Origin of the sequence: Caballeronia glathei, from assembly GCF_000698595.1 — a bacterium.
Classification (GTDB): domain Bacteria; phylum Pseudomonadota; class Gammaproteobacteria; order Burkholderiales; family Burkholderiaceae; genus Caballeronia; species Caballeronia glathei.
The window spans coordinates 260,078-284,040 of sequence record NZ_JFHC01000003.1 but is presented as its reverse complement, the minus strand read 5'-3'; the positions used below and the strand labels follow the sequence as shown (position 1 = coordinate 284,040).

The 23,963-nt window shown below is 62.8% G+C and carries 19 protein-coding genes and 1 pseudogene; 13 read left to right on the top strand and 7 right to left on the bottom strand.

Annotation, left to right across the window (positions count from 1 at the left end; translation table 11 throughout):
• From BG61_RS04450 to BG61_RS04410, 9 genes are all read left to right on the top strand, one after another.
• A partial coding sequence (locus BG61_RS04450) for an HAD-IC family P-type ATPase (protein WP_035941577.1) occupies window positions 1-715 on the top strand: 715 nt, incomplete at its 5' end.
• Between the two features lie 102 nt (window positions 716-817).
• Window positions 818-1,399 (top strand): potassium-transporting ATPase subunit KdpC, encoded by a 582-nt coding sequence (gene kdpC / locus BG61_RS04445; protein ID WP_035935384.1) that lies wholly within the window; start codon window positions 818-820, stop codon window positions 1,397-1,399.
• Window positions 1,400-1,580: 181 nt separating this feature from the next.
• Entirely contained in the window at window positions 1,581-2,279 is a 699-nt protein-coding gene (locus BG61_RS04440) for a response regulator (protein WP_035935531.1), read from the top strand.
• Between the two features lie 678 nt (window positions 2,280-2,957).
• Entirely contained in the window at window positions 2,958-3,593 is a 636-nt protein-coding gene (locus BG61_RS04435; RefSeq protein WP_035935381.1) for a LysE family translocator, read from the top strand.
• Window positions 3,594-4,068: 475 nt separating this feature from the next.
• The gene (locus tag BG61_RS04430; RefSeq protein ID WP_035935528.1) at window positions 4,069-4,506 is read left to right on the top strand and encodes a MarR family winged helix-turn-helix transcriptional regulator; all 438 of its coding nucleotides are present in this window, start codon (window positions 4,069-4,071) and stop codon (window positions 4,504-4,506) included.
• 57 nt (window positions 4,507-4,563) lie between these two features.
• Window positions 4,564-6,045 carry an efflux transporter outer membrane subunit gene (locus BG61_RS04425; RefSeq protein WP_035935378.1) on the top strand — a complete coding sequence of 494 codons (1,482 nt, stop codon included), beginning with the start codon at window positions 4,564-4,566 and terminating at the stop codon, window positions 6,043-6,045.
• A gap of 36 nt (window positions 6,046-6,081) precedes the next feature.
• On the top strand, window positions 6,082-7,329 hold the full coding sequence (locus BG61_RS04420; RefSeq protein WP_035935375.1) for an HlyD/EmrA/EmrK family protein: 1,248 nt from the start codon (window positions 6,082-6,084) through the stop codon (window positions 7,327-7,329).
• Window positions 7,330-7,382: 53 nt separating this feature from the next.
• Window positions 7,383-8,936 carry a DHA2 family efflux MFS transporter permease subunit gene (locus BG61_RS04415; protein WP_035935371.1) on the top strand — a complete coding sequence of 518 codons (1,554 nt, stop codon included), beginning with the start codon at window positions 7,383-7,385 and terminating at the stop codon, window positions 8,934-8,936.
• A 338-nt stretch (window positions 8,937-9,274) separates the two neighbouring features.
• Window positions 9,275-10,387, top strand: a complete 1,113-nt coding sequence (locus tag BG61_RS04410) for an alpha/beta fold hydrolase (RefSeq protein WP_035935369.1) — start codon at window positions 9,275-9,277, stop codon at window positions 10,385-10,387.
• 79 nt (window positions 10,388-10,466) lie between these two features.
• On the opposite strand, the gene mctP is transcribed toward BG61_RS04410, so the two are convergent.
• The 3 genes from mctP to BG61_RS04395 form a co-directional block, all read right to left on the bottom strand.
• On the bottom strand, window positions 10,467-11,960 hold the full coding sequence (gene mctP / locus BG61_RS04405; RefSeq protein WP_035935366.1) for a monocarboxylate uptake permease MctP: 1,494 nt from the start codon (window positions 11,958-11,960) through the stop codon (window positions 10,467-10,469).
• On the bottom strand, window positions 11,957-12,151 hold the full coding sequence (locus tag BG61_RS04400; protein ID WP_035935365.1) for a DUF3311 domain-containing protein: 195 nt from the start codon (window positions 12,149-12,151) through the stop codon (window positions 11,957-11,959). Before BG61_RS04400 ends, mctP begins: the two co-directional genes overlap by 4 nt.
• Window positions 12,152-12,544: 393 nt before the next feature.
• Entirely contained in the window at window positions 12,545-14,461 is a 1,917-nt protein-coding gene (locus tag BG61_RS04395) for an SMP-30/gluconolactonase/LRE family protein (protein WP_035935363.1), read from the bottom strand.
• Between the two features lie 765 nt (window positions 14,462-15,226).
• Here BG61_RS04395 and gudD point away from each other — a divergent pair.
• Window positions 15,227-16,576 (top strand): glucarate dehydratase, encoded by a 1,350-nt coding sequence (gene gudD, locus BG61_RS04390; protein WP_035935361.1) that lies wholly within the window; start codon window positions 15,227-15,229, stop codon window positions 16,574-16,576.
• A gap of 165 nt (window positions 16,577-16,741) precedes the next feature.
• On the opposite strand, the gene BG61_RS39140 is transcribed toward gudD, so the two are convergent.
• From BG61_RS39140 to BG61_RS04370, 4 genes and pseudogenes are all read right to left on the bottom strand, one after another.
• Window positions 16,742-17,311, bottom strand: coding sequence for a PAAR domain-containing protein (locus BG61_RS39140; protein WP_051672258.1), 570 nt, complete (start codon window positions 17,309-17,311; stop codon window positions 16,742-16,744).
• Window positions 17,312-17,314: 3 nt separating this feature from the next.
• Window positions 17,315-17,632, bottom strand: a pseudogene (locus BG61_RS44950) (DUF7079 family protein); the annotation flags it as partial.
• 51 nt (window positions 17,633-17,683) lie between these two features.
• The gene (locus tag BG61_RS04375; RefSeq protein ID WP_035935356.1) at window positions 17,684-18,481 is read right to left on the bottom strand and encodes a hypothetical protein; all 798 of its coding nucleotides are present in this window, start codon (window positions 18,479-18,481) and stop codon (window positions 17,684-17,686) included.
• Window positions 18,482-18,931: 450 nt separating this feature from the next.
• Entirely contained in the window at window positions 18,932-20,029 is a 1,098-nt protein-coding gene (locus BG61_RS04370; RefSeq protein ID WP_051672256.1) for an AI-2E family transporter, read from the bottom strand.
• A gap of 227 nt (window positions 20,030-20,256) precedes the next feature.
• Here BG61_RS04370 and BG61_RS04365 point away from each other — a divergent pair, with 227 nt between their 5' ends.
• The 3 genes from BG61_RS04365 (at window position 20,257) to BG61_RS04355 (ending at window position 23,875) form a co-directional block, all read left to right on the top strand.
• Window positions 20,257-21,189, top strand: a complete 933-nt coding sequence (locus BG61_RS04365; RefSeq protein ID WP_035935353.1) for a LysR substrate-binding domain-containing protein — start codon at window positions 20,257-20,259, stop codon at window positions 21,187-21,189.
• A gap of 119 nt (window positions 21,190-21,308) precedes the next feature.
• The gene (locus BG61_RS04360; protein WP_035935350.1) at window positions 21,309-22,640 is read left to right on the top strand and encodes an MFS transporter; all 1,332 of its coding nucleotides are present in this window, start codon (window positions 21,309-21,311) and stop codon (window positions 22,638-22,640) included.
• Entirely contained in the window at window positions 22,637-23,875 is a 1,239-nt protein-coding gene (locus tag BG61_RS04355) for a metal-dependent hydrolase family protein (RefSeq protein WP_035935347.1), read from the top strand. The genes BG61_RS04360 and BG61_RS04355 overlap by 4 nt, the downstream gene beginning before the upstream one ends.
• The last annotated feature ends 88 nt before the right edge of the window (window positions 23,876-23,963 follow it).

Below are 23,963 nucleotides of genomic sequence, written 5' to 3'. Positions count from 1 at the left end.
CAAGGACATCGTCAAGGGCGGCATCAAGGAGCGCTTCTCCGAACTGCGCAAGATGGGTATCAAGACGGTGATGATCACCGGCGACAACCGCCTTACAGCAGCAGCCATCGCCGCTGAAGCGGGCGTGGACGATTTTCTCGCCGAAGCGACGCCAGAAGCCAAGCTCGCGATGATCCGCTCGCACCAGGCCGAAGGGCGCCTGGTAGCGATGACCGGCGACGGCACCAACGACGCTCCGGCGCTCGCCCAGGCCGACGTCGCCGTGGCGATGAACACTGGCACGCAGGCGGCGAAGGAAGCCGGCAACATGGTCGACCTCGACTCGAACCCGACGAAGCTGATCGAAATTGTCGAGATCGGCAAGCAGATGCTGATGACGCGCGGCTCGCTCACGACCTTCTCGATCGCCAACGACGTCGCGAAGTACTTCGCGATCATCCCGGCGGCGTTTGCGACGACGTACCCGCAGTTGCACGTGCTGGACATCATGCATCTGACGTCGCCGAGTTCGGCGATCCTGTCGGCGGTCATCTTCAATGCCCTGATCATCGTGGTGCTGATTCCGCTTGCGCTCAAGGGCGTCAAGTACCGGCCGCTCGGCGCGGCACCGCTCCTGCGCCGCAACCTGCTGATCTACGGTCTGGGCGGTCTCCTGATTCCCTTCCCGGGCATCAAGCTGATCGACATGCTGATGACCGCCTTTGGCTGGGCGTAAGGCTTACGAAGAACCCTGACGGGCGCGTGCGTGTAATTCTGCATGCGCCCTATTCCTCCGGCGACACGTGCGTCGCAATTGCAAGCAACTGGCTTACGGATCATGAAAAACTCTTTTCGCCCCGCGATCGTGCTGTTCGTCGCATTGGCCGTCATTACAGGTGTCATCTATCCGGTCGTGGTGACGGCAGTGGGTCGCGCCGCATTTTCCGACAAGGCGAGCGGCAGCTTCATTGAAAGGAACGGAAAGCTGGTCGGCTCGGAACTGATTGGCCAGCAATTCGATGCTCCTCAGTATTTCTGGGGCCGGCTGTCCGCCACTTCGCCAAACCCGTACAACGCGCAAAGTTCGAGCGGGTCGAATCTCGGCCCGACCAACCCCGCGCTCGCCGATGAGGTGAAGGGACGGATCAGCGCGCTCCACGATGCAGATCCTGCGAACACCATGCCGATCCCCGTCGACCTGGTGACGTCCTCGGGTAGCGGTCTGGATCCGGAAATCAGCCCGGCTGCCGCTGCGTATCAAGCGGCGCGTGTGGCGAAGGCGCGTGGAATTCCGGTGGACCAGGTGAACGAACTCATCGCGCAGAACACGACTGGCCGCCAGTTCGGGGTCTTCGGCGAAGCGCGCGTCAACGTGCTGACCATGAACATCGCCCTTGACGATCTGAAGCCCGCCAAGTGATTGAGGACCGGCCCGTGCGCATCGAATGGGCCGGGACGTGCCAGTGCAACGAGGTTGGGCGACGCGGTCGCGGGAGAGGCTCGTTCGACGCGTCGCCCGGTGGCAGCGTGCCATCGCAACGGATCAGGCCGAGTATCGTCGCCCAAGTGAGGTGCATGTTGCCAGGTCGCGGGGAGACATTTTGATTGAACCGACCACCACCATCATTCTGATCGAGGACGACAAGCAAATCCGCCGCTTCGTCCGTGCAAAGCTTCGGGATCAAGGCATGACGGTCTTCGAAGCGGAGACCGGACAGCAAGGCTTGATCGAGACGACCAACCGGAAGCCGGATCTCCTGGTTGTCGACCTGGGCTTGCCTGACCGGGATGGACTCGATGTCATTCGCGATGTCCGGCGCTGGAGCGAGATGCCGATCATCGTCTTGACGGCGAGGACTGGAGAGCCCGACAAGATTGCCGCGTTCGACGCGGGCGCAGACGATTACCTGACGAAGCCATTCGGCATCCCGGAGCTGCTTGCACGAATCAAGGTGCAATTCAAACGCCGAAACCGCGGCGGCATCGATGATTCGTCAGTTGTTCGCTTCGGCCCGACGACAGTCAATCTTGCTACCCGGATAGTGACCAAAGACGGAAAAAGCGTTCACCTGACGCCGATTGAATATCGGATGCTGGACGTGCTCGTACGACATGCGGGACGAGTGCTGACGCGACGACAGTTGCTAACCGAGGTTTGGGGACCCAAACACTTGAACGACACGCACTATCTCCGAATCTACATGGGAAGCCTCCGACAGAAGCTCGAACGTAACGCGGCTCAACCCGAACACCTCATAACAGAAACCGGTATTGGCTACCGCCTTATCGGAGTGCAGTAGGCAGCGGACGGGCTCGTCATTATGTGTCGAGTCCCGCACGGATATACGGGGCGAGAGGTCGTAGCCATGTGTCCGCGGCAGACGTTCACTCTCCCATCCGCGTCGCAATGACGCGTATCGCGTGGAAGAGTTCTCGCAAAATCACGGGCTGTCGACTGCGGCGTTCGGTGCATGAAAATATCGCGGTCACATGCAAAGCTTCCGCGCGCACTGATCTTTTCGGATCCAGACAAGCGGCGCCAGCACCTCGTTTGCGGTCCACGTCGGACGTCGTGTTCGGCGTGACGCTCGGGCCTTCGAAACACCACGTGATCCGCCCGACGCGTGACACACGCCGCGTGGCCGATGCAGCACGACGCCCAACGGCACTACCCTCTCCTTCCGCAGCCACAAGTCACTGCCACCCGGCGAATTCGGAATGCGGACTAAAGCACCGATAACGCATACGAACCCGGATAGCTCGTAACTATTCATACGGTTCACCACCGACTCGTCAAAAAAATACCTGGAATACGCAACGAAACTCATGTGTTTTGGTTGCGTGATCTCCATTTCGATGCACACGGAAGGCCGATAGTGAGGATGTCAAGGCGCTGACCCCGCTCACGCATGCTCTTAACCTTATTCGGCTCTCATCCATGAGGTTTGATCGGCGCGCGATCTTTTGGAATTAGAAAAATGCATCACGTCTACATCGAACGACTGCTGGCGCTGTCCATCACGTATTCCGTAACGTGTGTCGTTCCTGGTCCCGATTTCGTGAACGTGACGTCTCACGCGCTTGCCGCGCGAAAGAGCGGCATGCTCGCTGCGGCCGGAGTTGCGCTAGGCTGCAGTATCTGGTCCACGGCGGCCGCGTTTGCACTCGACTTTTTGACGACCGGACTGGCTCCGTTCAATCACATCATCAAGATCTGCGGCGCATCGTATCTGGCCTATCTCGGATTGCGAGCAGCGCTCAGGGCCCTCGGGCCCAATGCGGCGCGCCTGAAAACGACTGCGACTGAGGCGGGCCACTGGGCTTCCTTCCGTCGGGGTTTCACCACTGACATGACCAATCCGACGTTGATCGTTTTCTTTGGAAGTCTCTTCGCGACCATTCTGCCGTCCGATGCTCCAGCATGGGTTCGATGCGCGGCCATTTGCATCGTGACCTTGATCGCCGGCATCTGGCACCTCGCCGTTGCCATGCTCTTTTCGGCACAACGGACTCTGAGCGTCTACATGAAAATCAGACGCCCGACGGACATCGCGCTTGGCATAGTCCTCATCGGTCTGGGTCTTCGGCTATCCGGATGCCTGGAAGGTGTTTGAACGTGACTTGCCGGTCGTTCGCTGCGGCCGACTGGGACCGTGCGCGTCCTTGATATCCCGCCTTATCGATGCGGCGGGACATGACGGCGTCGATGCACGTCGCCGCGCACAGGCCGCGTTCAAGTGGCGTCGAGGCGCCGCTTCGATTCTTGTACGTGCGGCCACGGCGGCTTTCCGATCAGACGGAGAGAGCGCGTTCAGAAGCGAGCTTTCATCGAACGGCTTCTGGCAGCGCGGGCAATTGCGGTACCTCTCTCGTCCATCCGCACCGTAACCAGTCGCGGATACGAAGTGTCGGCCGGATCACGCCATTGCGGCGATCCGTCATTCGCATTGAAATCACGGATTTCATCCGACAAGAGCAGACCACTTCCGCTTGCACACCACATCGTCACGGGCAGCTCCGGTGCCGTGAAATCGGCCTTGACAATATCTGACTATGCAGATATTATTCAGCGCATCAATGGAGGCGCACATGGACCACTACACGCGCGACAATTTCAGTCTCACCCAGAGCGTCGGCTTTGCCATCAACAAGGCGCGCAACCTGCTCGTCGCGGAAGTGGATACCGCCCTCAAAGACCTGGGCATCACCAGCCAGCAAATGGGCATTCTGCTATCGATGCGCGGGGGCGTCACGGCAACGCCGTTCGAATTGTCCAAGCTGCTGGGGATCGACACGGGCCTGATGACGCGCATGCTCGACAAGCTGGAAGACAAGGGCTTGCTCGAACGGTCGCGCAGCCTCGAGGATCGACGCGTGGTGAATCTGAATCTGACCGTGCAAGGCGAAGAGCTGGCAGCGCGCCTGCCGGATATCGTGCCGGTCGTGCTCAACGCCCGCCTGAAGAAGTTCACGAAGAGCGAGTTCAAGGAACTGCGCCGCCTGCTGTACAAGTTTCTGGAAGACTGAGCGGAATCGGCATCACGACCGCTCGTTTTTTTATCTAATTATCTGACAGGTCAGAAAATGCAATCACAATTAAACCGACGCGTTTCCGGTTTGCGCATCGCGAAGGCGGGCGTCACGGTGATCTTCGCGGCAGTGTTGTCGGCGTGCGTGAACTATGCCGGCATTCATAGCGACAAGGAAATGGCGCAGCCGCAGTCGTATGCGGCAGAACGGAGCCTGCCGTCCGAAGCGGGCCACTGGCCCGCCGCCGGCTGGGCCAGCCAGTTCGGCGACGCGCAACTCAAGGCGCTGCTCGACGAAGCGCTGGCGGGCAGCCCGACCCTCGAACAGGCGCGCTCGCGCGTCGCCGCGGCGGCGGCCTACAGCGAGACCGCCCGCGCGAACACGTTGCCGCAAGTCGGGGCATCGTATTCGTACTCGCGCCAGCAGTATTCGTCGAATGCGCTCGTGCCGCCGCCTTACGCCGGATCGTGGCAGTCGGAGAACAAGGCGCTCCTGTCGGCTTCCTACGATCTCGACCTGTGGGGAAAGAACCGCGCGGCGCTCGACGCCGCGGTGTCGCAATTGCAGGCGAGCCGGGCCGATGCCGAAGTCGTCAGGCTCACGCTCAACGAAACCATCGCGCGCGCCTACAACCAGCTCGCGCGGCTCTACGCGCTGCGCGACATCGCGCAGCAGGAGATTGCCCAGCGCGAGAAGATCGAACGCATCACGACCGGCCGCATCGCGACCGGACTCGACACCGAAGTCGAACTCAAGACCGCGCAGGCGAATCTCGCGACGAGCCGTGCCACGCTCTCCTCGCTCGACGGCAACATCCTCTCGACGCGCTACCAGATCGCCGCCCTGCTCGGTGCGGGGCCGGACCGGGGGTTGTCGATCGCGCGTCCGGCGCTCGGCATCGGCGACGAAGTGCGTCTACCCGACAACCTCCCCGCCGACCTCGTGAGCCGCCGGCCGGACATCGTTGCCGCCCGCTGGCGAGTCGATTCCATGACACACGGCGTGAAGGAAGCGAAGGCCGAGTTCTATCCGGACATCAACCTGAGCGCATCCCTCGGACTCGATGCGTTCGGCTTCGGCCGATTCCTCACGGCAGGGAGCCGCACGATGTCGGCAGGCCCGGCGATCCATCTCCCGATCTTCGACGGCGGCGCATTGCGCGCGCAATTGAAAGGCCGCTACGCGGATTTCGACTACGCGGTCGCGACGTATAACCAGACGCTCGTCACCGCCCTGTCCGAAGTCGCGACGCAACTCGCGCAAATCCGCTCGACCGATGCGCAGCTCGTCGACGCCGAAGCCGCGCAGGCCGCAGCCCGCCGCGCTAACGAGCTCGCGCTCACGCAGTACAAGGCAGGTCTCACGAACCAGTTGACGGTGCTCAACGCGGAAACGAACGCGCTTGCGACCGATCAGGCAGTCTCGAATCTGAAGATGTACCGCCGCGACCAGCAGATCGCGCTCGCCGCGGCGCTCGGCGGCGGTTACACCGATTCCGCTGACGATCATGCCGAGCCCGTCGTTGCGTCGCGCTGAAGCGGACACATCCACGAATTCATCAGGAGCATTGAAATGAGCGACACGATCACCTCCGCCCGGACGACGGCGGAAAAACCCGAAAACGAGCAGGAGGCCGCATCGAAGAACCCGGCCAGGCGCAAGCTGCTGCTTTCGCTGCTCGCCGTGGCCGTCGTGATAGGGAGCGCAGGCTACGGCACGTACTACTACGCCACCGGCCGCTTTCACCAGGAGACCGACGACGCCTATGTCAGCGGCAATCTCGTTCAGCTGACGCCGCAAGTGAGCGGCACGGTGATTGCGGTGAACGCCGACGACACCCAGATCGTGAAGCAAGGCACACCGCTCGTGACGCTCGACGCCGCCGACGCGAAAGTGGCGCTCTCGAGTGCCGAAGCCACGCTCGGCCAGACGGTGCGTCAGGTGAGCAGCCTGTATGTGAACAACGAGTTCTACGCGGCGACCGTCGCGCAGCGGCAATCCGACCTTGCCCGCGCCATCGACGACCTGAAGCGCCGTCAGGCTGTCGCCGGCACGGGCGCGGTGTCGGGCGAAGACATCGCCCATGCGCGCGACGCCGTGAGTTCCGCGCAAGCCGCGCTCGACGCCGTGCGCCAGCAGTCCGAAGCCAATCACGCGCTCACCGACCGCACCTCGATCGAAGCGCATCCGAACGTGCAGGCGGCATCGTCGAAGGTGCGCGACGCCTATCTCAACTACGCGCGCAACACCCTGCCCGCGCCGGTGACCGGCTACGTGGCGCGCCGTTCGGTGCAGGTCGGCCAGCGCGTCGCGCCCGGCACGCCGCTGATGGCGATCGTGCCGCTCGACGGCGTCTGGGTCGACGCCAACTTCAAGGAAGTGCAGCTCGCGCGCATGCGCATCGGCCAGCCGGTGACGCTCACCGCCGACGTCTACGGTTCGAAGGTCAAGTATCACGGACATGTCGAAGGATTCTCCGCCGGCACCGGCGCCGCGTTCGCCGTCCTGCCCGCGCAGAACGCGACCGGCAACTGGATCAAGGTCGTTCAGCGCCTGCCCGTGCGCATCCGGCTCGACCAGCGTGAGCTCGACGCGCATCCGCTGCGCATCGGCCTCTCGATGCTGGCGGAAGTGGACACGCGCGACGAGTCCGGCACGCAACTCGGCGCCGCGACGACGACGTCCTATCGCACCGACGTATTCAGCCGATACGGCGAAGAAGCCGACGCCGAGATCGCAAGGATCATCGAACAGAACATGCCGGCGCGTGCCGTTGCGTCAGAACCGTCCAGGGCGCCTGCCAGGCGCCGCGCAGGCTGATTTTTTTGGCCCATATATCTGACTCGTCAGACTTAGACAACTCAGGTGATTCGATGAATCAGTCCAATACTCCCGCGCCGCTCACTGGCGGCAAGCTCGTGCTCGGGACCCTCGCGGTGGCGCTCGCCACGTTCATGAACGTGCTGGACTCGTCGATCGCGAATGTCGCGATTCCGACGATCGCCGGCAACCTGGGCGTATCCATCGACGAAGGCACGTGGGTCATCACGCTGTTCGCCGCCGCGAACGCGATCGCGATTCCGCTGACCGGCTGGCTCACGCAACGCGTCGGGCAGGTCAAGTTGTTCGTCTGGGCGATCCTGCTCTTCGTGCTTTCGTCGTGGCTGTGCGGCATCGCGCCGAACCTGCCGGTGCTGCTTGCCGCGCGGATTCTTCAGGGCGCCGTCGCGGGACCGCTGATTCCGCTTTCGCAGGCGCTCCTGCTCGGCTCGTATCCGAAGGAAAAGAGTTCGCACGCGCTCGCGCTGTGGGCGATGACGGCCACCGTCGGTCCGATCGCGGGACCGGCGCTCGGCGGATGGATCACCGACAGCTACTCGTGGTCGTGGATCTTTTACATCAACATCCCGGTGGGACTGTTCGCCGCAGCCGTCACATGGGCCATCTACCGCGACCGCGAAACGCCGGTCAAGCGCATTCCCATCGACAAGGTCGGCCTCGTTTCGCTGATCGCCTGGGTCGGCTCGCTGCAGATCATGCTCGACAAGGGCAAGGACCTCGACTGGTTCAACTCGCCCGTCATCGTAGGGCTCGGCCTGTTTGCGCTCGTGAGCTTCCTTTTTTTCCTGATCTGGGAGCTGACCGAGAAGAACCCGGTGATCGACATCAAGCTCTTCAACGGGCGCAACTTTCTCGCCGGGACGGTGGCGATTTCCGTCGCGTATGCGGTGTTCTTCTCCAATCTCGTTCTGCTGCCGCAATGGATGCAGGGCTATCTCAACTACCGGTCCGTCGATGCGGGGCTCGTCACCGCGCCGCTCGGCATCTTCGCCGTGATCCTCGCGCCGGTGATGGGCAAGATCATGCCGAAGTCGGATGCCCGCGTGCTCGCGACGCTCGCGTTTCTCGGCTTCGCCGCCGTGTTCTTCATGCGCTCGCACTACACCACGGGCGTCGATACCTGGACGCTCGTCGTCCCCACGCTGTTGCAGGGCATTCCGATGGCGCTCTTCTTCGTGCCGCTCACCGCGATCATCCTTTCGGGCTTGCCGTCCGCGAAGATTCCCGCGGCGGCGGGGCTGTCGAACTTTGTGCGCGTGTTCGCAGGCGCGGTGGGAACCTCGCTCGCGAACACGGGATGGAACGACCGGACGATCCTGCATCACTCGCAACTCGCCGATCAGGCGAGCCTGCACAACCCGGCCTTCGTCGATGCGATCGGCTCGCTGCAAGGGGCGCTCGGCGGGGGCACGCCGCAGGCGCTTGCGTTTTTCGAACGCTCGCTCACCACGCAGGCCGCGATGCTCGGGCTCAACGACATCTTCTGGCTGTCGGCGGTGATCTTTATCGCGATCATTCCGCTCATCTGGCTCACGAAGCCGGACAAGGGCACGGGAGCCGGAGCGGCGGGCGCGGGCGGGCATTGACCGGATGGTGCACAGCTGCAACGCGCGACGCTTGATTTCCCTTTGTGCGCACAGGACTGGCAGCGGTGCTCACGAGGCTCAGGCACGGGAAGCCAGCCGAAGCGATTCGTTCTTGCCGCCGTCACGTCGTCCATGAAGTCTGTTTCGACGAGCCCGCATTCATCCGGGCCGCGACGACCCCGGGATGAATGCTCGCCAATCGTGTGCGATTACTACGGCCAAGGATCGAACCCGGCATGCAAATGCGGTTGATGGGACAATCGTCCAGGCGTTGATGCCACGGCTTTCGACTGCCTGACTCCTGCTCAAATCAACCGTTGGTAAGTGGAGATTCACGAATGCATTTTGTCAGCAAGCTGCTTGCCGTCGCCACGGCAATGGGCTTCGTCGTTGCCGCGTATGCGCAGGTACCGGAACCGGCCGGCGGCCGCGTCGGTGCCTATCCCGAAGGCGACCTGCCGCTCGAAAGCGGCCAGGTGATCAAGGACTTTTCCCTCTCCTACGAAACCTACGGAACGCTAAACGCCGCGAAATCGAATGCGATCCTGATGGTGACTGCGATCGGCGGCAATCATCACCGGCTCGACTATTTGATCGGACCGGGCAAGGCGCTCGATACCAACCGCTACTTCATCATCACGACCGATGCGATCGGCAACGGTCTCAGCACGTCGCCGTCGAACAGCACCGCGCAGCCGGGCATGGCGTTTCCGCGCTTCGTTATCCGCGACATGGTCGAATCGCAATATCGGCTCGTCACGGCCAAGTTCGGCATCGAGCACCTGTTTGCGGTGGTGGGCGCGTCGATGGGCGGCATGCAGACCCTGCAATGGGGTGTGAGCCATCCGGGCATGATGGACGCGCTCGTTCCCATCGTGCCGCTTGGCCGCACGCCCCCGTGGACGAAGACGGTGCTCGAACTCACGCGCCAGGAAATCATGGGCGACCCGGCGTGGGACGGCGGGAACTACCGGCAGCCACCGGAGAAGGGAATGCGCATGTGGGCCGGGACGATGGCGCTGATCACGCGCACGCCCGAGCTCATGAAGAACACGGTGACGAACAGCGACGACGCGGCGCCGTGGCTGCGCAAGACCGAGGACAGCGCATGGAAGAATTTCGACGCGCGCAACTGGATCTATCAGACCTGGGCCTACGACGCGCACGATCTCGGCACGACCCCGGGCTTCGGCGGCGACTACTACAAGGCGCTGCGCTCGATCCGCGCGCGCATGCTGGTGCTCGCGGGTGTGGGTGACCTGCTCAATCCGGAGCCGGAAGCGCTCGAGGTGGCGAGCTACGTGCACGGCGCGCAGTTCGAATCGATCGAACCGCGCTGGCCGTCGGGACACTTTTCGGCCGCGGGCACGACGCAGCCGGAAGTCGACTTCCAGAACCGCGAGATCGGTACGTTCCTGACGAAGATCGCGGCCGAAAAGCACATCGAGTGACCGGTCAGCGCCGCGACATGCGGTAAGCAAAGGCATGCCGCGACTCGCGAGCGAGTCGCGGCTCGTATTACCGCAAGGATCAGCCGCGCGTCGGCTCGATCGCCCTGTTGCCCACCGGCATGAACGCCGACAGCACAAAGGTAACGACGATATTCGCCGCAAGCGCGATCAGCCCGATATAGACGGGATACGTCGCGTCGCCCAGATGCAGTGCGACCACGGGCTTCAGACCCTCCGCGGCGGCAAGTGCCGTACCGGTCACGATGCCGACCAGCCAGCCGCAGAAGAGACCCTGCCGCGAAAGCCGCCGGGTATAGAGCGTGAAGACGATCGACGGAAAGACCTGCAGTATCCACACGCCGCCGAGCAGTTGCAGATCGATCGCGTATTGGGTCGGCAGGAACACGATGAACAGCAGCGCGCCGAACTTGACGATCAGCGAAATGAACTTCGCGGTCGACGCTTCGCCCGCCGGCGTGATGTTCGGATTGACCAGAGGACGCCACAGATTGCGCGTGAACAGGTTCGCCGCGCCAATCGACATGATCGCCGCAGGCACCAGCGCGCTGATCGCAATCGCAGCCGCCGCGAACCCGACGAACCACGACGGGAACAACCTGCCGAAGAGCGCAGGCACCACATCGGACGCGGACTGAACCCTGATGCCCGCCGCGATCGCCATGTAGCCCAGCAACGCGATCAGGCCGAGGAGCAGCGTATAGGCGGGCAGGAAGATCGCGTTCTTCCTGACCGTCTTGGCCGACGACGAGGACAGCACGGCCGTCATCGTGTGCGGATACATGAACGCGGCCAGCGCGGAGCCGAGCGCGAGCGATGCGTAGGCCGTGAATTGCGACGGCTTCAGGATGATGCCGGTCGCCCCGCCCTTCGCAGTGAAGAACTTGTCTGCCGCGTCGAATACCGTTGCATAGCCGCCGAGCTTCGTGGGAATCAGCCAGACCGCGGCGATCACCACGATGTAGATCATGATGTCCTTGACGAACGCGATCATGGCCGGCGCGCGCAGGCCGCTTGCATAGGTGTACAGCGCGAGGATCACGAATGCGGCGACGAGCGGCAGCTCGCCCGTCACGCCGAGCCCCTTGATGACGACCTGCATCCCGACGAGCTGCAAGGCGATATACGGCATCGTCGCGACGATACCCGTCAGCGCGATGGCAGCGGGCAGGAGCTTGCCGCCATATTCGCCGTGCACGTAGTCCGCGGCGGTGATGTGATTCTTCGCATGCGCGATTTGCCAGAGCTTGGGCATCACCGCGAATACGAACGGGTAGACGATGATCGTATAAGGCAGCGCGAAGAAGCCGTACGCGCCGACCGAATAGACGAGCGCCGGTACCGCGATCACCGTATAGGCCGTATAGAAATCGCCGCCAACGAGGAACCACGAGATCACCGTGCCGAACTGCCGTCCGCCGAGACCCCATTCATGCAGTTGCGTCAGGTCGCCACGCTTCCATCGTGCGGCGACGAATCCGAGGACCGTGACCAGCGCGAAGAATCCGATGAAGACTGCCATCGCCGTGCTGTCGATCGAATGCGCGCCGTTCATTTGAAACTCCTGTAAGCAATGCAGAGCAGGAGCGAAGTGAGCGGCACCCACAGCAGTTGATACCAGTAGAAGAACGGAAACCCGAGAAGTGCAGGCTTGAGGTCGTTGTAGAACGGCAGCCAGAGCAGCCCGATGTAGGGAAGAAGCAGCAGGACCCGGAACCAGGGACGCCGCGCGTGGTTGGTTGTCATGTCGTTTGTAATCTATTTGAAAAACTCCCGGCTTCAAGGCATAACGACTGCGCCGTGGCGCGGTGTTGCGCACGCTGCCAGGAAACGTAAACGGAAAGTCCGCGAGCCGTCGAACGTCTTCCAATTCGGCGGCGTTCGGGATTATCGGCAAATTTCAGAATGGCTGCAGAGACAAGGCATCCGCACATCGCCAAGTGCCGTTGCAGCGTCCGTCAAGTCGATGCGGAGAGGCCTCTCGCAGACGTGCGAGCCATGCTGGAAGCATTCCGAAAGGACAGCGTCCCTTGTCGTTCGGTTCTGTTCGAAAGGCTTTCCCAAGGGTCAAGCTCGCATGTGCGCACGAGCGCTTGCTTGCAAGTTGATATCGGCTGCCTGACACGCTGCAATGCCCGATCACGGCGTCCATCGGTAAACCACGATGCTGGAGCCGTTGTAGTTGTCTTTGGTGATCACGTACTCGCCGGTCGATCTGAGGAACGCTCTCAGGCCGTACATCGAATCTACGTCGTTGCCGACGTCCACGGTACCGGGACTCGAGTTGATCAGCGTGGTGTCGAGGTTGCCCGTGGTGAGATTGAAGACGTCGATGTTGGGCACGGTGTGCACGTAGCCGAGGAAGAGATAGTTGCCGGCCGCCGTCATCGACTTGGGGTTGGCGCTCGTGATGTTGATCACCGGGTCGGGCCTGCTGATGTTGCCCGCGCTCCAGCCGTGATACACCTCGATCCTCGTTTGTATCGCCGTCCAGTCCCAGCTTCCCGCGATGCCCTGCGCGAGGATCATGGTGTCGCTTTCCGGAAGGTAGATGATGCGCGTCAATGGCCGGATGCTCTCCGGCGTGGAGATCGTGACCGCGGGTCCCCATGTCGGTTTGCCGTTGCCGTCGAACCCGGTCAGCGGGTAATGGTAGATGTGGTTCGTCCGGTCCAGGCCGGCCCACACGTCTCCCCTGCTGTCGATGCAGAATCCGCCCGTGACCTGCAGGTTCGTATTGAACACGGGGCCCGGAATCGATGCGTCCGGTATGGCGATGTAGCCATTCGCTGCGTTGAAGTGGTAGAAGTAGAAGATGCCGGGGTTCTGGCCCGACGCCACGAGAATCCGGTTGCCGCCGACCGTGACGAGCTGACCGAAGTGCTCGTCGCGCTGGGTGTCGTTCATGTTGAGGCGCGGGTCGGACGGGTAGGTAAACGGATCGACGGTGTTCGCGACGAAAGTCCCTCCCGCGGTGCCGGTGTAGATGTTGGTGCCGCCATAGAAGTACGCGCCGTCCGTGGCCGGGTCCGGGGCGGCGACGCCCTCGAAGTTCAGGGACTGGAGTTTCCATCGCAGGTTGCCGGCACTGTCGTACGCGTGAAGGTCGGTGGCGCCGTTGCGGCCCAGGTCCCAGCCGCCGCCCCACGGATTGTTGAGCACATACAGGTTGCCGGCGGCATCCCTGCCGATGCCGGCAACGCGCGTGAAGCGCTTGTCGCCGACCTGGCCTTTGATACCGGTAGTCGTGTCGAGATAGCCGCCCTGAACGCCGAACGTGCCGGTCTGCGCCGGCGTACCCGAGATGTTGTACAGCTTGATGTTCATGTCGGGGCCTTCGTCGCCGACCATGAGCTGCCCGGACCACGCGTCGAAATAGAGCGCGGACGGCCGCGAAGCCGCGGGCATCTGAATGGTATTCAGCAGGGCGCCGGCCGGGCTGAATTCGAGGATTGCGCCCGCGCTCTTGCGGGCCACCCAGAGATTGCCTGTACCATCCACGGCGAGCGCGCCGGGACTCGCGACGCTGATGTCCCGCTGCCAGGCGCCGTCGGTGGTGAAGACCCGGACGCGGTTGCTGAAAGTATCGCTTGCATAGAGGAGCGAGCCCGAGGTTGCGAGACCGGTGATGACATCGCCGCGGCTGACGGCATTCCACACGCTGACGTTGATGACGAGATCGCGCTTGCCGGTGACGCGGTCGTATCGCCCCACCGCCCCAGTGCCGGCCGGTGTGCCGAACTGCAGCGCCGCGAAGATCGAAGTGGCATTGCCCGTGATGGCACCACCCTGGAACTCGCTGTTGATTCCGATGGAGCCGATGCTCTTGCCGTCCTGGTATATCGCGACTCCGCCCTCGTTTTCGTCCCACAGGGACGCCGTGTAGATGACCCCTTCCGGCGCGACCCACATCGAGCGCGCGGTGTTGCCCACGTGAGCGGCAAGCGTTCCGTATGTGTTCGCCAGCCAGTCGGTGGTGTATTGCGCCTGACAGCCCGGCGCAATCATCGCGATCAATACACAGAACAATACGGCACGAATTCGTTTCTTCACCATGGGTGATGCGGTCCTGACGGTGGCGCCTCGATAACCTGAATCGCAGGGCGGAGCAACGAGTATCGAAGAAAAATAACCAATCGTCAGACAATAAATAATCAATGCCTCGGGGGACTTCGGACGCGGATGGGATTCGAAAAGCCTTCGTTACTGCGGGATAGGCGCGACCGGCCGCACCATTTTTTTTATGTATTTTTCCGGCGGCGCGACTGAAAGGGTCCGGTGCTGGTGGCCGCTGCGCGTGGCTGTTAATGGAAGCCGTGGGCGATCCGTGCTCGGGAAGATCGCCAATGCTCCGGCCGGACAGGCGCACATGATCGGCGCGTTGCAGCAGGAGACCGCAACGCCGGCGAGCCCGACGTGTTATACGATGTCTTATAATTGACACCTCCACAAGCCACATAGGCAATGGTGCGATAAGGAGCTGAAGCGATGGGCCTCTCGGCCGTATTTAGGGGTAAACTCCATTGGCCTGCGCCGAACACCTATGTAGACTGTCATCGTACAACATATCCGTCGCATTGGAGAAATGGCAACTGGCCCTGCGCGGTCCTGCCCGAACCAACAGGAGACATCCTTGAGAGCCGGTATCGCCAGGCGACGCGCGCATTTTGATCGCGTTCACCTCGAACGACTCGACAGCGTGAACACCGGCTCCGTCAGTTCGCGCATTCGACCTCTTCGGCCCTTCCCTCTGAATCACCTCGACACTTAAGATCACGACACCGCCCGCCCTCGACCCATCCACACATCGAAACGACCGCCATGTCCACCAACACGAGCCAGTCTCACGCCACTCCCACCGTCACCGAACTGCGGGTGATCCCGGTCGCCGGCCGCGACAGCATGCTGCTCAACCTGAGCGGCGCGCACGGCCCCTTCTTCACGCGCAACATCGTGCTGCTGCGCGACAGCGCGGGCAACACGGGCGTGGGCGAAGTGCCGGGCGGCGAGAGCATCCGCAAGACCATCGATGACGCGCGCCCGTTCGTCGTCGGCCAGTCGATCGGCAACCTGCAGGCGATTCTCAACAAGGCGCGCACGCAGTTCGCCGACCGCGACGCAGGCGGGCGCGGCCTGCAGACCTTCGACCTGCGCACGGCGATCCACGCCGTCACCGCGCTCGAAGCCGCCCTGCTCGATCTGCTCGGCCAGCACCTCGGCGTGCCCGTCGCGGCGCTGCTCGGTGAAGGCCAGCAGCGCGACGAAGTCGAGATGCTCGGGTATCTGTTCTACATCGGCGACCGCAACAAGACCGACCTGCCGTATGCGAGCGGCGCGGACGGCACCGACGACTGGTCGCGCCTGCGCACCGAACAGGCGCTGACCCCGGAGGCAGTCGTGCGCCTGGCGGAAGCCGCGCAGGCGCGCTACGGCTTCAACGACTTCAAGCTGAAGGGCGGCGTGCTGCCCGGCGATGCGGAAATCGAGGCGGTTACCGCGCTCGCCGAGCGCTTTCCCGACGCACGCATCACGCTCGATCCGAACGGCGCGTGGTCGCTTGCGGAGGCCATTCGTCTCTGCCGCGACCAGCACGACGTGCTCGCCTACGCAGAAGACCCGTGCGGCGCGGAGAACGGCTACTCCGGCCGCGAGGTCATGGCCGAATTCCGCCGAGCGACGGGCCTGCCCACCGCGACCAACATGATCGCCACGGACTGGCGTCAGATGGGTCACGCCATACAGCTGCAATCGGTCGATATCCCGCTCGCGGACCCGCACTTCTGGACGATGCAGGGTTCGGTGCGCGTCGCGCAGATGTGCAACGACTGGGGCCTCACGTGGGGTTCGCACTCGAACAACCACTTCGACATCTCGCTTGCAATGTTCACGCAGGTTGCCGCGGCTGCGCCCGGGAAGATCACCGCCATCGATACGCACTGGATCTGGCAAGACGGCCAGCGCCTCACGCGCGAGCCGCTGCAGATCGTGGGCGGCAAGGTGAAGGTGCCGCAAAAGGCGGGGCTCGGTGTCGAGCTCGACATGGATGAACTGGAGAAGGCGCACGCGCTCTATCAACAGCACGGCCTCGGCGCACGCGACGACGGCATCGCCATGCAGTATCTGATCCCCAACTGGAAGTTCGACAACAAGCGGCCCTGTCTCGTGCGCTGAGCCCGGGGCAGCGCGGCGAACCCTCGGCGGACGATTCGTGAAGGCGCGGCGGAGTCCGGTGTGTTGCCGGGGCTCGCGGCACCATCCGCCGGCGGGCGACGCCAAGACGATTTGGGCATACGTTCGTGACGCAGGGCGCGCACGGCGGTCGCGTGAAACTCGGTGCTAATAACGCAGTGCGGCCAGAAGCGCATCAGATACCGCGGCGCGGGACGTCACTTCTTTGTTCAACACGAACTCGACGTGCCGACATACGCTGTTTCTCGATCTTGCAAAGCGGACGCGGTTCCTGCTGTCGACAACGCCGCGCTCGCTCGAACCGTCCGCGAAATGAGCGACGCACGACAGTCCTTCACAGCTTCCGCGTTCGCTCAAGGTGAAGCTGATCCAGTGCGCCTTCTCACTCGAGGAGGCCGCTTGTCCGCTCACGAGCGTTGAAGGAGGTCTCGCGCCCACATTGACTTCGAGGAAGATTCCGGAGTTCACGCCCACGATTACGTGATTCTTTCCGCAAGGACAAAGTACGCGATCGCCGTCTACGACGACCGACCTGTTCTTCTCTGTCATTCCCTCGCCCGTTCCGAGAATCTTGTATGTGCCTTTGCATTCGCCGCATGTCGCTTCGTCGCCGCTAAGGGCGACCTGTTGGCCGTTATCGAAAATCGTCGATGAACAGGCCAACACGAAGCCGCGGGTCGTGGTGGGATCTCCGTGCCGTACTGCCACCTTACGCATTGCTCAATCTTCCTTTCCTGGATGCCTCTGACGCTTGATTGCTTGCTCAACGTTCGACCACACGTGCCTCAGAGTGGCGCGATAGTACAGAACCTTGAGTTCGTGACCGACCTTGTATAAAGCGGATTCTCTGTGCATCTGAAGGTTTCCGATCTCGCTGACAACCCATTCAGCATCGAAGGAGAGCCATACAGGAGGCATCGGCGTCAGCATATTGGGACCGCATACCGGGGCGACCTCACGAAAGAATATTTCCTTCAGTGCTTGTATCGGATATGCGGATACCTTTGCGGCGTGACGGTCATAGTCGATCTCGTTGTCGACAAAAAAATTCTGCTAGCGCTAGCCATACATAGTCCTTTTCTTTCTCGGCTATCTGATTCCCCATGTGCGAAATTCCTCCAGTTCATCGAGATAGGCATCGTAGGCCATCTGTGTCACGGTCGCGCCAACCGACGAGCCTATCAATAGCACTCCGATTGCGCAGATCGGTGCACCTGGTCCGCAGATAGACGAGGCAACCATGCCAGCAAGGGTACCGCCCAACATGCCGCCTTCGATTCCGGCGACTTGTCGTTCCGCTTCGCGCATCTTGTCATTTGCCTCCACGATTTCGTATCCCGCGATCGCTCCGGTTATCAACAGGCCGACCTTCCCCTGCACTCTCAGTCGGGCGGTTTTGGCGCTAACTTCCGCGTTGCTTCTCCCCGAGGACTCGATAATGGCGTAGCAAGCACGGTCCCTTTCGGCTTCGGTCAAGGCTCGAAAGGGCTTAGAGAAGTTCTTGGTCGAATATCTATCGAGAAGATATCCCAGGGAGGGCGGTTCAGCTTTTTGCGCTTGCGCCCTCGCCAAGCTTACCGGCGAAGTAATCTTTCTGGCTTCTTCCATGATCCGATTGCGCATGTCATGACAAAAGGCTGCACCCTCGACAGCCGACATGCGGCCAGCGTCGACTTCGGTCGGCACGCTTTCGCTCATTCGCTTGATTCCGAAAGCGTAGCGCGTTCTGACATTTGCATCACTGATCGCGTTTCGAGAGAAATAGGCTGCGGCCCCTTCCAGAGCGGCTCGTGCTTCCGCCAGAATCCGCGTGTCGATCTGATGTTCCGCGTCCGCTTCAAATGGTCCGCGAACAGAGTTCTTAACTGGTGCTTCGGTAGGCGGCATTACTGTGAGTGACCGCTAAGAGTACTTGAGAAACGGACGCGCCATCTCCGGCAATATCGTTCGATACGAATTCGAGCCACGAACCGACACTAACGTTGATCCCTGGAAAGCGAACGTGGTTATACCAATCGATGATTCCGCGCTCGCTCGAATCGCCAGCGAGGTGAGCAATGCACGACAGACGCTCGCAGCTTCCGCGCTCGTTCAGTGACGCGAATGATTCGCCTGATGGATTAAGACCGTGACACGAACTCGATTCGTGGCACCGCTACAGGATCGAGCACATGAGGTGGAGCAGCATGGAGCGGCGTAAGAGTTCTAACACGCCGCGCGGCAGCACGATGAAAAATAGTGTCAAATCTTGTTTGACTCGTCGACCAATTGCCAATCGGCAATCATGCGTCCTGTGGAGCGGCCTGCATTGCGTGCGTGTGCGATCTCGATGCGACCTTAGAGCCGCGTGGGGTCCCGTGTGGCGGCCGGAACCGCTACCTGTTCCGCCTGCCATTCGCGCCAGAGCGCCATCAGCACGGCCACGATGACGGGCCCGAGAAAAAGCCCGATGAGGCCGAACGCCGCGAGGCCGCCCAGCACGCCGAACATCACGAGCAGAAACGGGATGCGGGCCGCGCTGCTGATGACGAGCGGGCGAATCAGGTTGTCCACCCAGCTCACGACGAGCGTCCCCCAGAGCAGCAGGCCGACCCCGGCGACGGTATTGCCCATGACGAGCAGCCACGCACCGACTGATCCCCAGACGAATGGTGTGCCGAACGGAATCAGCGCGACCAGCGCAGTAACGGCCGCCAGGAGGAGTGGCGCATCGACGCCCGCGGCCCAGTAGCCGAGCCCGGCGAGCGCGCCCTGCGCGAGGGCGGTCAGCACGAGCCCGTACACGACCGAGCGGGTCATGCCGCCGATCGCCAGCAGATAGATGTCCAGCCGGTCGCCCAGAAAAGGCCATAGCGCCGCACGCAACTGGTTCAGCATCATTTCGCCGTCGCGGTATATGAAGAACAGCGTGACGAGGGCGAAGCCGAGCTTCGTCGCGTTTCGCCCCACCCCGCCCACAAACTGGCCGACCTCGCTCTTCCACTGTTCCGCCCAATCCGCCACCTGCACGCGCACGGACGCGGGATCGCTCGCCATCTGGTTCAGGAGGTCCTGCAGCCATGTCCCAACCCAGGGAATCTTCGCGACGAACTCAGGCAATTGATGATGGCTGTTCGCGAGGTAATTGGCGACGCCCTGATAGAGGCCCGTCAGTTCGCGCGTCATCGGCACGATGAGTGAAAGCATCGGGACCACGAAGGCGCCCGTCAGGAGCACCGTCATCAGGAGCGCGCTCGCGACCGCGCTGCCGCGCAGCATCGCGCGCAGCCGCCGGTAGGTCGGCCACGTCACATAGGCGACGATGACCGCCCACGCGACGGGAACCAGAAAGAGATGCAGTACCGCATACCCGAGCGCGGCGAGGCCCGCCAGCAGCAGCAGGAGCACGATCCGCCGCGCGGATGGGGCGAAGCCGTTTCCATCCTTCAGATTCATGTTCGTGTACCCGCAGTGATGCCCCCGCCGCGAACGCAAACCGCCCGCAGCCTTTGTGTGCGGTGCGGCAACGCGCCGACGACCCGTTGGTTTGCGCGTCGATTGCTCTTGCGATTGCCCGCTGAAAACAGAAGATACCGGAAAATGCCCTGTCGACGGGAACGCTGCAACGCGCCGCGAGGCAGCGTTTATGATAGTTGCGATCCGATCGAATGCGAGCACCCGTCATGCGCATCACGCCCCTTCCGCCCCTGCAGTGCCTCGTCGCCTTCGAGGCGGCCGTGAGGCACGCGAGCTTCACGAAAGCCGCGAACGAACTTCATCTGACGCAAAGCGCGATCAGCCGGCAGATCCAGCAGCTGGAAGAATTTCTCGGCCGTTCGCTGTTCGTTCGCGAGCACCGGTCGCTGCGCCTCACGATCGCGGGAGAGCGCTATGCGGTCGACGTGCAGCGCCTGCTTGCGAACTGCGCCGAATCGACGCTCGAAGTCATGAAACGCTACGGCGATCTCGAACTGACGGTCGCGTGTTCCTCGGGCGTCGCCGTGTTGTGGCTCACGCCGCGCCTGCCGCACTTTCGTGCGGCGTACCCGAACATCAAGCTGCGCATGATCGTGCGCGACGGGCTCGCGTCGCTTTCGCCGGCCGAGTTCGATGTCGGCTTCTACTATGCGCGGCAGCGCGTCGCGGCGCACTTCACCGCGCGCCGCATCTTCGACGAGGAAGTCTTTCCGGTCTGCTCGCCGGCGTATCTGCGCGGCCGCGTGCTGAGCCCCGCCGATCTCGCGAACGAAACGCTGCTGATGCAGGAGGACGGCCAGCGTCAGTGGATGTCGTGGCCCGAATGGCTCGCGCTCAATCACGTGCAGATGCTCAAGACGCCGCAGGCCGTGACGATCAACCACTATCCTCAGCTCGTGCAGATGGCGATCCTCGGGCAGGGGGTCGTGCTCGGCTGGCGGCACATGATCGATGCATGCCTGGACGAAGGCCTCCTCGTGCGTGCGACACACGAATCGGCGAGCCACGGCGGCGGCTACTACATCGTGTCGCCGAACGACCGCGCGCAAAATCAGGCTGCGCGCCTCTTCACGCGCTGGGCGTTCGAGCAGGCCGACCAGGCCGGGCATGCGGAACAGGCGGGACAACAGGCAGCCTGAAGCATTTCGCATGCGCGTAGCGCATGCAGGCATGCGAATCTTTCGTTTCAGAAAAAAGCCGCTACCCCTCTAGTATGGGAGTCACACGCACAAGCCATCTTCTGACAAGGAAAGAGACCATGCAAGGAACGCTATCGCCGCACGTCGCCCTGTCCGTCGACGCGCTCGCGCAGCAACGCCGGCGCGCCATCATTGCCACGGTGCTCGGCAACGGGCTCGAATGGTTCGACTTCACCGTCTACAGCTTTTTCGCGGTGATCATCGCGAAGCTGTTCTTCCCGACGGGCAACGACTTGAGCTCGCTTCTGCTCGCGGTCGCCACCTTCGGCGTGGGCTTTTTCATGCGGCCGGTGGGCGGCATCGTGCTCGGCATCTACTCTGACCGGGTCGGCCGCAAGGCGGCGCTCTCGCTCACCATCCTGCTGATGGCGCTGGGCACCGCGATGATCGGCCTGGCACCCACCTACGACCAGATCGGCATCGCGGCACCCTTGCTGATCGTCGTCGCGCGGCTCTTGCAGGGCTTTTCCGCTGGCGGTGAAATGGGCGGGGCCACGGCGTTCCTCACTGAGTACGCGCCGCCCGAAAGGCGCGCGTATTACTCCAGCTGGATTCAGGCGAGCATCGGCTTCGCGGTGCTGCTCGGCGCGGCCGTCGGCACGTTCGTGACCTCGTCGCTCGATACGCAATCGCTCAACAGCTGGGGCTGGAGACTGCCGTTCCTGCTCGGCATCCTGATCGGACCGGTCGGCTACTACATCCGCAGCCGCATGGACGAAACCCCGGCGTTCAGCGCCGTCGCCGAAGAAGCGAAGGCCAGGTCGCCCCTGAAGGAAGTGCTCTCCACGTTTCCGCGCGAAACGTTCGCGAGCTTCTCGATGGTCATTCTCTGGACGGTCTGCACCTACGTGCTGCTCTTCTACATGCCGACGTATTCCGTGCGCACGCTGCACCTGCCGCAGTCGACGGGCTTCATCGCCGGCATGATGGGCGGGCTCATGATCATGTGCGTCTCGCCCTGCGTCGGCAAGCTCGCGGACGCGTACGGCCGCCGCATCTTCCTCTCTGGCGCGGCGCTCGCCATCCTGCTCCTCGCCTACCCGATGTTCGCGTGGATCAACCATGCGCCGGGACTCGTCTCGCTGCTCGTGTTCCAGGCCGTGTTCGGCGTGCTGATCGCAGCCTACACCGGCCCCATTCTCGCCGCGTTCGCCGAACTCTTCCCGACCCGGGTGCTCTCCACCGGCCTGTCCGTCGCATACAACTTCGCGGTGACGATCTTCGGCGGCTTCGCGCCCTTCTTCATCACCTGGCTCATCGCGAAAACAGGCAGCAACATGGCGCCCGCCATCTACGTGATGATCGCCGCCGCCATCAGTCTGACCGGCACGTTCTACATACGGGACGCGCGACGCACGGCTACTTCGCTTCGACAAGGAAACATGCAATGACCATTACCGTGATTCAGGGCGGCAACGTACTCGACCTCGGGCAAGGCGTCCTGCTCGATCATCATCATGTCGTCATCGAAGACGGCAGTATCGTGGAAGTGACGGAGCGCGGCGTGGACTTTCCCGGCGCGCGCGTGATCGACGCGCGCGGCAAGACCGTGATGCCGGGCTTCATCGACTGCCACGTGCACGTGCTCGCGTCGAACGCGAACCTGGGCACGAACGCGACGCAGCCGAATATCCTCGCGGCGATCCGCGCGCTGCCGATTCTCGACGCCATGCTTTCGCGCGGCTTCACGAGCGTGCGCGACGCGGGCGGCGCCGACTGGGGCCTGATGCAGGCCGTCGAAACCGGCCTCGTGCCGGGGCCGCGTATCTTCCCTTCGGGCAAGGCACTGTCGCAGACGGGCGGCCACGGCGACTTTCGTCCGCGCGGCGACGTGCTTGAGCCGTGCTCGTGCTGCTTCCGGGCGGGTGCGATCGCGCGCGTGGTCGATGGCGTGGATGCCGTGCGGCTCGCCGTGCGCGAGGAAATCCAGAAGGGCGCGACGCAGATCAAGATCATGGCCTCGGGCGGCGTCGCCTCGCCCACCGACCCGATCTCCAACACGCAATACTCGGAGGACGAGATTCGCGCGATCGTCGCCGAAGCCGAAGCGGCCAATACCTACGTGATGGCGCATGCGTACACGGGACGCTCGATCGCGCGCGCGGTGCGCTGCGGCGTGCGCACGATCGAGCACGGCAATCTCGTCGACGAGGCGGCGGCGCAAGTCATGCGCGAGTACGGCGCGTTCGTGGTGCCGACGCTCGTCACCTACGACGCGCTCGCGAAGCACGGTGCGCAATACGGCATGCCCGCGGACTCGATCGCAAAGGTCGCATCCGTGCAGCAGGCGGGCCGCGAGTCGCTCGAAATCTACGCGCGCGCCGGCGTGCCGATGGGCTTCGGCTCGGACCTGCTCGGCGAGATGCACGCATTCCAGAGCGGCGAGTTCCGCATTCGCGCGGAAGTGCTCGGCAACCTCGAAGCGCTGCGCAGCGCGACGACGGTCGCCGCCGACATCCTCGACATGCGTGGCAAGCTTGGCACCGTCGCCGCAGGGGCCATCGCAGACCTGATCGTGGTAGACGGCAATCCCCTTGCCGATATCGGTGTGGTGTCGGGCCAGGGCGAGCGGATCCAATACGTGCTTCAGCGTGGCGAAATCGTCAAGTCGCAAAGCCGCGCATAGCCCGTGCGACAGCATTGGCAACAACCGAAACATCTGATTACATAAGTGACGATCTCACGCCAAATGTGCAAGGTTTTGATACCGGGTC